Origin of the sequence: Kitasatospora sp. NPDC057500, assembly GCF_042802195.1 — a bacterium.
Taxonomy (GTDB): domain Bacteria; phylum Actinomycetota; class Actinomycetes; order Streptomycetales; family Streptomycetaceae; genus Kitasatospora.
The window spans coordinates 1-10,617 of the sequence record NZ_JBHVER010000242.1 but is presented as its reverse complement, the minus strand read 5'-3'; the positions used below and the strand labels follow the sequence as shown (position 1 = coordinate 10,617).

Genomic DNA, 10,617 nt, shown 5'->3' with positions numbered 1-10,617 from the left:
TCCCACTCCCGCCCCCACAGGCGGAGCAGGGGGTCAGGTGGGTGGGGGGCCGGCGGCTTCCAGGCGGTGGACGAGGGCGCGGAGGGCGCGGAGTTCGTGGTCGAGGGCCTGGGCGCCGGTGGGGGTGAGGGCGATCCAGGTGCGGGGGCGGCGGCCGGCGTAGCCCTTGTTGACGGCGACCAGGCCGGAGTCCTCCAGGACCTTCAGGTGGCGCGAGAGGTTGCCGTCGGTGAGCCCCAACTCCTGCTTGAGGAAGGCGAACTCGACGCTCTCGGCCTCGCGGGCGATCGCCAGGATGCCGAGCCGGACCCGCTGGTGGACGGTGTCGTCCAGGGCCAGGGTCGGATGCTGCTCCTCGGTGTCGTCCGCAACGCTCATGGGGTGACCGTACGGGATCCGGCGGTCCACTGGGCCAGGCCGGGGGCGAGCAGGAGTGCGGCGAGCAGCAGGGCCTTCGGCTGGGAGCCGGTGGCCCACGCGGTGTCGAAGTGGTCGAGCCAGGGCAGCCAGCCGGCGCCCCAGAGCTCCGAGAGGTAGGCGGTGAGCAGCACGGCGTGGGCGAGCCCGGTGACGGCCACCACGCGGTTGCGCTCGGTGAGGCCGAGGACGAGCAGGCCGATGCCGACCACGTACCAGGGCGAGGCGTAGCTGTTCGCGAGGAAGGAGACGCGCTGCGGCACCCGGTGGGAGAACAGCAGGACGAACGGGACGGCCGCGATCAGGACGCCGGCGACGGCCGCGGTGCCGAGCCAGGCGCGGCGGTGCGGGACTATGCCGCGGGTCACCCCGCGCCGCCGGTACCAGCGGGCGAGGACGAACCAGGCCAGCGGCAGGAGGGCGTACCAGAGGCCCCAGCCGGCGAAGCGGAGGATGGCTCCGTCGAACTCGCCCCGCTCGCACGGGCCGTCGAACGAGTGCGGCACGCAGAGGTCGATGTACTCCGAGTACGCGAAGGCCGGGTACGAAATGATGCTGCGCCCGTCGGCCGGGAAGTTGCAGGCCTCCCGGGCGATCGGCGCGGCCGCGAGGGCGAGCAGCCCGAAGGTGAGCAGCGGGACGCCCGAGCCGCGCAGGCGGGTGCGGGCCCGGGCGCGCAGGCCCTCCGTCGCGGCGAGCAGCTCCGCCGGGTCGCTCCGGTGCAGTGTGTTCATGCTTCCCCCTGGTGACGTCGTGCCAGTTCGCCAACTTTGCATCGCAAAGCAGATTGCGGTCAAGAGTTCACGGCGTGGCAAAGCAGAAGGGCCCGCCGCGCGATGCGGCGGGCCCCGGGGGAGCGGGACGCGGATCAGCCGGTCAGCGCCTCCAGGACGCGGTCCAGGGAGGTGCCGAGGCCCCAGCGGGCGGCGAGGGCCTCCAGGGTCATCGGGTCGAGGGGCTCGGCCGGCAGGGCGGGGTCGAAGTCGGGCACCGGGGCGTCGGTGGCGACGCCGACCACGGTGGGCGCGACGTCCAGGTAGGCGGAGGCCTCCAGGAGGTTGCGCCGGCGGGCCGGGGTGAGGCCCGAGCCGATGTCCTGGGCGGCGGTGCGGATGCCGGCCAGGTCGCCGTACTCGTGGATCAGTTGGGCCGCCGTCTTCTCGCCGATGCCCTTGACGCCGGGCAGGCCGTCGCTCGGGTCGCCGCGCAGGGCGGCCAGGTCGGCGTACTGGGCGCCGCGCACGCCGTACTTCTCCAGCAGCAGCGCGTCGTCGGTGACCTGGAGGTTGCCCATGCCCTTGACCGGGTACAGCACGGTGATCGCGCGGGCGTCGTCGACCAGTTGGAACAGGTCGCGGTCGCCGGTGACGATCTGCACCGGACCGGTGGCCCGGGCGGTCAGCGTGCCGATCACGTCGTCCGCCTCGTAGCCGGGGGAGCCGATCCGGGCGATGCCGAGCGCGTCCAGCACCTGCTCGATCACCGGGACCTGCGGGGCAAGCGTGTCCGGCACCTCCTCCTCGCCGTCGGCGGCGGCCTCGGCGACCCGGTGGGTCTTGTAGGAGGGGATGAGGTCCACCCGCCACTGGGGCCGCCAGTCGGCGTCCATGCAGGCGACCAGCTGGTCGGGCCGGTGGTCGTGGACCAGCCGGGCGATGAAGTCCAGCAGGCCCCGGACGGCGTTGACCGGCTCACCCTGCGGCGAGCGCAGGGTGTCCGGTACACCGTAGTAGGCCCGGAAGTAGAGGCTGGCGGAGTCGAGCAGCATCAGGCGGGGTGCGGTCACGCCTCCGATCATGCCGTACCGGGACGACATGGACGGCCCGCTAGTGCTCGTGCGGCCCGGCGCGGTGGACGGGGCCGTGGGCGTCGGCGCAGTGTTCGGGGGTGAGGTCGCCGGGCGTGGTGATCTGCAGCAGCGCGCCGGCCTCGTCCTCGCCGACGTGGTCGACCTGGAGGGTGCTGTGGGTGATGCCGTACTCGTCGGCGAGCCGGCGCTGCAGGTCGCGCCGCACCGAGTGGCAGTCGCCGCCCGGGGTGACCAGGATGTGCGCGGAGAGCGCGGGCTGGCCGGAGGTGATCTCCCAGATGTGCAGGTCGTGGATCTCCTCCACCAGCGGCTGGGCGACCAGCCGGTCGGCCACCGCGTCCGGGTCGACGCCCGCGGGCGCGGCCTCCAGGAAGATCCGCCCGGAGTCGCGGACCAGGCCGATGCCCGCCTTCAGCATCAGCGCGACCACGATGAGGGAGGCGATCGAGTCGGCCCGGGCGAAGCCGGTGGTCACCATGACCACACCGGCCACGGCGGTGGCGATGAACGCGTACAGGTCGGTCAGGACGTGCTGGAAGGCGCCCTCGACGTTCAGCGAGCTGCGGTTGGCCTTGGACATGCACCAGGTGGCGGCGATGTTGACGACCACACCGACCAGCGCGGTGACCAGCACCAGCGAACCGGTCACCTCCGGGGGTTCGAACAGCCGGCTGATCGCCTCGTAGCCGAGCCAGGCGGACAGCACCAGCAGGGTCACGCCGTTGGCCTGGGCGGAGAGGATCTCGGCGCGCTTGAGGCCGTAGGTGTAGCCGCCGCGCGCGGGGCGGGCGGAGAGCCGCATGGCGATGAGCGCGAGGACGATCGAGGCGGCGTCGGTGAGCATGTGCGCCGCGTCCGAGATCAGCGCGAGCGACTTGGCGGCGAAGCCGACCACCACCTCGCCGGCCATGAACACCACGATCAGCGCGAGCGCCATCACCAGCCAGCGGCGGTCGGCGTCGGCGGCGACGCCGTGCGAGTGGCCGCCGTGGCCACCGTGGCCACCGTGCCCGCCATGGGCATGCTTCCGGTCCTTCTGGTCATGCTCATGATCATGGTGGGAGTGCTCGTGGCCGGCCATCGAAGTCCTCTCCTGGAACACATGGGACGCATGAACGCGCAGGAACGCGCGGGGGGTAACCGGCGGGGCGCGCGAGCGCCTCGCACTCGAAGTGAACCGCAGATCGGAGGAAGATCCAAAGGCTGCACTGGAGACCGTTGTCATTGCCGTGCGGTAACCCCCGTCCGGTATCGTCGCGCCGCCGCTGAACAGGGGAGACGCGCATGGAGACGACCGGACGGGTGAGCCTGGGCACGATCGCCCGCGAATGGGGCCGGATCGGCATCACCGGCTTCGGAGGACCGCCCGCACACATCCTGCTGCTGCGCCGGCTCTGCGTGGAGCGGCGCAAGTGGCTCTCCCCGGACGAGTTCGAGGACGGCATCGCGGCGACCAACCTGCTGCCCGGGCCGGCCTCCACCCAGCTCGCGATCCTCACCGCCTGGCGGCTGCGCGGCACCCCGGGCGCGCTGGTCGGCGGGGCCTGCTTCATTGCCCCCGGACTCGCGCTGATCCTCGCCCTCGCCGTGCTGTTCCTGGCCGGCGACCCGCCGCCGTGGGTGCTCGGCGCGGCCGCCGGCGCGGGCGCGGCCGTCCCGGCGGTCGCCGTGCAGGCGGCCACCTCGCTGGTCCCCGCGAGCTTCGGCAGAGCCGGACGGGCGAGGGCCGCCCGCGCCCGCTGGGCCGGGTACGCGCTCGCCGGGGCGGTGGCGGCCGTGCTGACCGGGCCCTGGCTGGTCCTGGTGCTGATCGCCTCCGGGCTGGCCGAGGTCGCCGTCCGGGCCCGTGGACGGGAGCCGGGGCACGGCCGCGGACGCGCCGCGAGCGCCCTGCCGCTCGCCGCCGGGCTGCCCGCGCTCGGCGGGCTCGGTGCGGTGGCCTGGGTGGCGTTCAAGGTGGGCGCGCTCTCCTACGGCGGAGGGTTCGTGATCATCCCGCTGATGCGGGACGACGCCGTGAACCGCTACCACTGGATGACCGACGGACAGTTCCTCAACGCCGTCGCCCTCGGCCAGGTCACCCCCGGCCCGGTGGTGCAGACCGTCGCGGTGGTCGGCTACGCCGCCGCCGGGATCGCCGGCGGGCTGCTCGCCGCCGCGGTCGCCTTCGCGCCGTCCTTCCTCTTCGTGCTCCTCGGCGGCCGGCACTTCGACCGGCTGCGCGCCGACCGACGGGTGCAGGACTTCCTGACCGGCGCCGGACCGGCGGTGGTCGGCGCCATCGCCGGCTCGGCGCTGCCGCTCGCCGCCGCGCTCGCCCACGGCTGGCAGTGGGCCGTACTGGCCCTCGCACTGCTCTGGCTGGTCGCCGCCCGGCGCGGGGTGGTGCTCGCCCTGCTGGCCGCCGGCGCGGCCGGGGTGATCGCGTCGGCGGCCGGGCTGCCCCTGCCGTAGGCCCCTGCTGTAGGCGCCTGCCACGAGCGCCGACCGGGAGCGCCGGCCGGGAGCCCCGCACCGGCTACCCGACCGGCGACCCCACCTCCACCGGCTCCAGCTGCACCGACCGCGCCGCCGTCGCCGCCCGCACCAGCGCCTGCATCACCCGCAGGTCGTCACCCTGCTCCGGATGCCACTGCACCCCGAGCGTGAACCCCGGCCCCTCCACCGCCTCCACCGTCCCGTCCGGCGCGTGCGCGCTCACCCGCAGCCCCGTCCCCAGCCGGTCCACCGCCTGGTGGTGGAAGGTCGGCACGGTCAGCTCGGGCTCCGGCAGCAACCCGCCCAGCAGCGTGCCCGGCACCGGCCGCACCACGTGCGTCCCGTACCGGCCGGGCGAGCCGCCGTGCACGTCCACCTCGACGACGTCCGGCAGGTGCTGGATCAGCGTGCCGCCGCACACCACGTTGAGCACCTGCATGCCCCGGCAGATCCCCAGCAGCGGAATCCCGGCCGCCAGCGCAGCCCGCAGCAGCGCGCTCTCCCAGACGTCCCGTTCCACCGCGTCGATGTCGCTCAGCGGGTGCGGCGGCTGCCCGTAGTAGGCGGGGTCGATGTCCGGCCCGCCCGCGATGACCAGGGCGTCGAGCCGGGCGAGGACCTCCGGGGCGCGCTCGGGGGCGTCCGGCGGCAGCAGCACCGCGATCCCGCCCGCGTCCTGGACGTACGCGGTGTACCGCTGCGGCACCAGGGCCACCCGGCGATCCCGCCAGTCGCTCCAACTCGCGTCCACCAGATAGGTGCTGACGCCGACAAAAGGCCTGCGATCCATGGCGCGCATTCTCCTCCCGTCCCGCCCGATCCCTCGTCAACCTCGCACATCGGCGCGCCACACCCGCCGCCCTCTTCCGCGCCCTCCGCGACAGGCCGTACGGTTCCCTGTGACCGCTTGGTCTCGCTGCGTGATCGACGAGGAGGGCGTCCGCCATGTCCGACCGCACCGCCGCGCCCGGCACCACCGCGCCCCCCGGCGCCGTACCCGGCACCCCGCCGCGCCGCGCCCCGCTGACCCTGAACGAGCTGCGCACCCTGGTCGACGCCGGCGAGGTCCACACCGTCGCCCTCGGCTTCACCGACATGCAGGGCCGCCTCCAGGGCAAGCGCTTCGCCGCCCGCTTCTTCCTGGACGAGGTCGCCGAGCACGGCGCCGAGGCCTGCGAGTACCTGCTCGCCGTCGACGTCGAGCTCAACACGGTGGACGGCTACGCGCTCTCCTCCTGGGAGAGCGGCTACGGCGACTTCGCCATGCGCCCCGACCTGTCCACCCTGCGCCTGACCCCCTGGCAGCCCGGCACCGCCCAGGTCACCGCCGACCTGGCCGGCCGCGGCGGCCACCCGGTGGCGGCCGCGCCCCGCCAGCTGCTGCGGCGCCAGATCGACCGGCTCGCCGAACACGGCCTGGCTGCGGACATCGGCACCGAACTGGAGTTCCTGGTCTTCCGCGACACCTACGAACAGGCCTGGCAGGGCGGCTACCGCGGCCTCACCCCCGCCAACCTCTACAACGCCGACTACTCGCTGCTCGGCACCGCCCGGGTCGAGCCGCTGCTCTCCCGCATCCGCATCGAGATGGCCGGCGCCGGCCTGGTCGTGGAGTCCGCCAAGGGCGAGTGCAACCTCGGCCAGCACGAGATCGCCTTCCGCTACGCCGACGCCCTCACCACCTGCGACCAGCACAGCGTCTACAAGACCGGCGCCAAGGAGATCGCCGCCCAACTCGGCTGCGCGCTCACCTTCATGGCCAAGTACGACCAGCGCGAGGGCAACAGCTGCCACATCCACCTCTCGCTGCGCGACGCCGTCGGCGCCCCGGCCTTCGCCGCCGCGGACGGCCGGATGACCGACACCATGCGGCACTTCCTGGCCGGACAGCTCGCCGCACTGCGCGAGTTCACCCTGCTCTACGCGCCGAACATCAACTCCTACAAGCGCTTCCGCCCCGGCTCCTTCGCCCCGACCGCCGTCGCCTGGGGCCGGGACAACCGGACCTGCGCCTACCGGGTGGTCGGACACGGCGCCGGCCTGCGGATGGAGAACCGGGTGCCCGGCGGCGACGTCAACCCGTACCTGGCGGTGGCCGGCATGATCGCCGCCGGACTCGACGGGATCCAGCGCAAGCTCGAACTGCCCGCCCCCTGCCTCGGCAACGCCTACGCCGTCGACGACTACGCCCGGGTGCCCGCCTCGCTGCGCGAGGCGGCCGACCTGTGGGGTGCGAGCGAACTCGCCCGCACCGCCTTCGGGGACGACGTGGTCGAGCACTACCTGCACATGGCCCGGGTCGAACAGGCCGCCTACGACAGCGCCATCACCGACTGGGAGCGCTACCGATCCTTCGAGCGGATGTGACAACCATCGACACGACCACCACCCTCACCGGGGCGCGGCCCGCCGACCGCACCCTGCGCAACCCCGCCACCGGCGAGGTCCTCGGCACCGTCCCCGACACCACCCCCGGGCAACTCGACGCCGCCGTACGGCGCGCCGCCGCGGCGCAGCGCGGCTGGGCCGCCCTCGCCCCCGGGGAACGCGCCCGGCTGCTGCGCCGCTTCGCCGACCAGGTGGACGTGCACGTCCCCGAACTCGCCGCCCTGGAGGTCGCCGAGGCCGGCCACACCATCGGCAACGCCACCTGGGAGGCGGGCAACGTCCGCGACCTGCTGGAGTACGCGGCAGGGGGAGTGGAGCGGCTGACCGGCCGGCAGATCCCGGTGGCCGGCGGACTGGACGTCACCTTCCACGAACCCGTCGGCGTGGTCGGGGTGATCGCGCCGTGGAACTTCCCGATGCCGATCGCCGCCTGGGGCTTCGCCCCCGCCCTGGCCGCCGGGAACGCCGTCCTGCTGAAGCCCGCCGAGCCCACCCCGCTCACCGCGCTGCGGCTGGCCGAACTCGCCCTCGCCGCGGGCCTCCCGGAGGGCCTGTTCCAGGTGGTGCCGGGCGCCGGGCCGGTCACCGGCCGGGCCCTGGTCGACCACCCGGCGGTGCGCAAGATCGTCTTCACCGGGTCGACCGTCGTCGGCAAGGAGGTCGCCGCCCGCTGCGCGGCCCGGGCCAAGCGGGTCACCCTCGAACTCGGCGGCAAGAGCCCCAACATCGTCTTCGCGGACGCCGACCTCAAGGGCGCCGCCGACCCGGCGTCCTTCCTCGACAACAGCGGCCAGGACTGCTGCGCCCGCAGCCGGATCCTGGTCCAGCGCGAGGCCTACGACGACTTCCTGGCGCTGCTGCTGCCGGCCGTCGAGCGGATCCGCACCGGCGACCCGGCCGATCCGCGCACCGACCTGGGGCCGCTGATCTCGGCCGCGCAGGTCCGCCGGGTGGCGTCGTACGTGACGCCCGAACTGCCGGTGCTGGCCCGCGGCGCGGTGCCGGACGGCCCCGGCCACTGGTACCCGCCGACGGTGCTGGCGCCCACCCGGGAGGACGTTCCCGCGGTCACCGAGGAGATCTTCGGACCGGTCGCGGTCGTCCTGCCGTTCACCGACGAGGCGGACGCGCTGCGGCTCGCCAACGCCACCCGGTACGGCCTGTCCGGCTCGATCTGGACCCGCGACCTCGGCCGGGCGCTGCGCATGGCCCGGGGCGTCGCGGCGGGCAACCTGTCCGTCAACTCGCACGCCTCGGTGCGGTACTGGACGCCGTTCGGCGGCTTCGGCGAGTCCGGGGTCGGCCGCGAGCTGGGGCCGGAGGCGCTGGCGCACTTCACCGAGACCAAGAACGTCTTCATCCGGACCGAGGAGTAGGAGCACCCGGTGACCCCCCAGCCCCATCACCCGCACGCGTCCGACAAGTCGGAGAAGGCCGCGCAGCCCGCGGCGCCGGTCTGCCGCCGGCTGGTCGGCCGGACGGCGGTGATCACCGGCGCGGGCAGCGGGATCGGCCTGGCCTCGGCCCGCCGGCTCGCCGCCGAGGGCGCCGAGGTGGTCTGCGCCGACATCGACGAGACCACCGGCAAGGCGGCGGCCGAGGAGGTCGGCGGCCTCTTCGTGCACACCGACGTGACCGACCCGGCGATGGTCGAGGCGCTCTTCGACGAGGCCTACGAGACCTGCGGCAGCGTGGACGTGGCGTTCAACAACGCCGGCATCTCGCCACCGGAGGACGACTCCATCCTCACCACCGAACTGGACGCCTGGCGCCGGGTCCAGGAGGTCAACCTGACGTCGGTCTACCTCTGTTGCAGGGCCGCGCTGCCGTACATGCGCCGGCACGGACGCGGCTCGATCATCAACACCGCGAGCTTCGTGGCCCGGATGGGCGCCGCCACCTCGCAGATCTCCTACACCGCCTCCAAGGGCGGCGTGCTGGCGATGTCCCGCGAGCTGGGCGTGCAGTTCGCCCGGGAGGGCATCCGGGTCAACGCGCTGTCGCCGGGGCCGGTGGACACCCCGCTGCTGCGCGAGCTGTTCGCCAAGGACCCGGAGCGCGCGGCCCGCCGGCTGGTGCACATCCCGCTGGGCCGCTTCGCCCGCCCGGAGGAGATCGCCGCCGCGGTGGCCTTCCTCGCCAGCGACGACTCCTCCTTCATCACGGCGAGCGAGTTCCTGGTGGACGGCGGGATCGCCGGTGCCTACGTGACCCCGTTGTAGGGCCCGCGGGGGACCTTCTCACCGTAATCTCATGGAAAAGGCCGGAATTCGGGGCCCAGCTGATTTCGCGCTTATCCGGCTGCCTTTAGATTCTCTGTCGTGAGTGAGCAGATCCCCGCCGGGTGGTACCCGGACCCGAAGGACATCACCAGCGACCCGAGACCGCAGCGCTGGTGGGACGGCAAGGGGTGGACGGCCAGCACCCGGCCCGCACCCTCGGACGCGCCGCCGCCGGAGGCTCCGCCGGCCGACGCTCCGGGGCCGGACGAGGCCGCCGGGCCCCGGGTGCTGGAGGGGGAGGTGCTGGAGGGCGGGACGTCGGTCCGCTACCCGGAGCCGCCCCCCTTCGGCACCGTCTACGGCGTTCCGGCGCCGGCGGCCACGAAGCAGCGGCGCAAGCCGTCCAAGGTGGTGATCGCGGCGGCGGTGGCGGCCGTGCTCGGCCTGGGCGCCGGCTCGGGCGTCACCTACCTGGCGATGAACGACGACGACGGCGACCGGCGCCGCGTCGCACGCCCCGCCGGCCCGCCCGGGCAGGACGGCGAGGGCCGGTGGCCCGGGCTGCCGGACTTCGGCGGCCCGCAGGACGACGGCCCCGGGGGCGACGGCAACGGCGGCAGCAACGGGGGCGGCGGCAAGGGGAACGGCAACGGCGGCAACGGCAACGGCGGCAACGGCAACGGCGGCAACGGCAACGGCAACGGCAACGGCAACGGCAACGGCAACGGCAAGGGGAACGCCGACGACCGGGCCGTCGACGTGGTGAACCGGCTGGTCCTGCCCGTCCCCTCCGGCTGGGAGGGGGGCACCACCCGCGACGGCTTCGCCGCGCTCAGCATCGGCCCCTACGACTGCGAGGGCGGCGGCACCTGCTCGCTCGGCGGCGCCAACACCGGCCGGATCGACGGCGGCGGCACCGATGTGCAGGCGGCGGCCAAGGCCGACATCGAGAAGGCCGCCAAGGACTCCTACAACGAGATCCTCTCGCACGAGGAGCTCAAGTCCGAGGCGGTCAAGGTGGACGGCCGCGACGGCTACCTGGTCCGCTGGAAGGTGGACGCCGCCAAGGGCAACGACGGCTACGTCCAGACCGTGGTCTTCCCGTCCGCCGACGGCAAGGCGCTGGTCTCGGTGCACCTGGGCTTCGACATCGCCGGCAAGGCGCCGGACGTCGCGGTGATGGACACCATCGTCAAGGGCATCGACGACTACAGCGGCAGGCTGCCGGCCATCCCGGGCTTCCCCGGCGGCGGCCAGGACGGCGGAGCCGCCGGTACCGCGAACACCTGACAGGCCACGGTC

At 74.0% G+C, this 10,617-nt stretch carries 10 protein-coding genes; 5 read left to right on the top strand and 5 right to left on the bottom strand.

Annotated elements, in window-relative coordinates; translation table 11 throughout:
• Positions 1-33 precede the first annotated feature (33 nt).
• The 4 genes from ACFU74_RS32720 to ACFU74_RS32705 all read right to left on the bottom strand — a co-directional run bounded on the left by ACFU74_RS32720 (position 34) and on the right by ACFU74_RS32705 (position 3,308).
• Positions 34-378, bottom strand: coding sequence for a winged helix-turn-helix domain-containing protein (locus tag ACFU74_RS32720; RefSeq protein WP_380763420.1), 345 nt, complete (start codon positions 376-378; stop codon positions 34-36).
• The gene (locus ACFU74_RS32715; protein WP_380763419.1) at positions 375-1,151 is read right to left on the bottom strand and encodes a hypothetical protein; all 777 of its coding nucleotides are present in this window, start codon (positions 1,149-1,151) and stop codon (positions 375-377) included. The genes ACFU74_RS32720 and ACFU74_RS32715 overlap by 4 nt, the downstream gene beginning before the upstream one ends.
• A 134-nt stretch (positions 1,152-1,285) precedes the next feature.
• A complete protein-coding gene (locus ACFU74_RS32710) occupies positions 1,286-2,185 on the bottom strand; it encodes a 5'-3' exonuclease H3TH domain-containing protein (RefSeq protein WP_380763428.1) in 900 nt (299 codons plus the stop codon).
• 58 nt (positions 2,186-2,243) lie between these two features.
• On the bottom strand, positions 2,244-3,308 hold the full coding sequence (locus ACFU74_RS32705; RefSeq protein ID WP_380763417.1) for a cation diffusion facilitator family transporter: 1,065 nt from the start codon (positions 3,306-3,308) through the stop codon (positions 2,244-2,246).
• A gap of 203 nt (positions 3,309-3,511) precedes the next feature.
• Between ACFU74_RS32705 and chrA the strand changes: the two genes are divergently transcribed.
• On the top strand, positions 3,512-4,681 hold the full coding sequence (chrA, locus tag ACFU74_RS32700) for a chromate efflux transporter (protein ID WP_380763415.1): 1,170 nt from the start codon (positions 3,512-3,514) through the stop codon (positions 4,679-4,681).
• A gap of 64 nt (positions 4,682-4,745) precedes the next feature.
• Here the strand turns inward: chrA and ACFU74_RS32695 are convergent, their stop codons facing one another.
• A complete protein-coding gene (locus ACFU74_RS32695) occupies positions 4,746-5,495 on the bottom strand; it encodes a gamma-glutamyl-gamma-aminobutyrate hydrolase family protein (protein ID WP_380763426.1) in 750 nt (249 codons plus the stop codon).
• A gap of 155 nt (positions 5,496-5,650) precedes the next feature.
• Here ACFU74_RS32695 and ACFU74_RS32690 point away from each other — a divergent pair, with 155 nt between their 5' ends.
• The 4 genes from ACFU74_RS32690 (at position 5,651) to ACFU74_RS32675 (ending at position 10,605) form a co-directional block, all read left to right on the top strand.
• On the top strand, positions 5,651-7,072 hold the full coding sequence (locus ACFU74_RS32690; protein ID WP_380763413.1) for a glutamine synthetase family protein: 1,422 nt from the start codon (positions 5,651-5,653) through the stop codon (positions 7,070-7,072).
• A 5-nt stretch (positions 7,073-7,077) separates the two neighbouring features.
• Positions 7,078-8,469: an aldehyde dehydrogenase family protein gene (locus ACFU74_RS32685; protein ID WP_380763424.1), complete on the top strand. Its 1,392-nt coding sequence runs from the start codon at positions 7,078-7,080 to the stop codon at positions 8,467-8,469.
• A gap of 90 nt (positions 8,470-8,559) precedes the next feature.
• The gene (locus tag ACFU74_RS32680) at positions 8,560-9,315 is read left to right on the top strand and encodes a 3-oxoacyl-ACP reductase (RefSeq protein WP_380763422.1); all 756 of its coding nucleotides are present in this window, start codon (positions 8,560-8,562) and stop codon (positions 9,313-9,315) included.
• A 99-nt stretch (positions 9,316-9,414) separates the two neighbouring features.
• On the top strand, positions 9,415-10,605 hold the full coding sequence (locus tag ACFU74_RS32675) for a DUF2510 domain-containing protein (RefSeq protein ID WP_380763411.1): 1,191 nt from the start codon (positions 9,415-9,417) through the stop codon (positions 10,603-10,605).
• Positions 10,606-10,617: the final 12 nt, after the last annotated feature.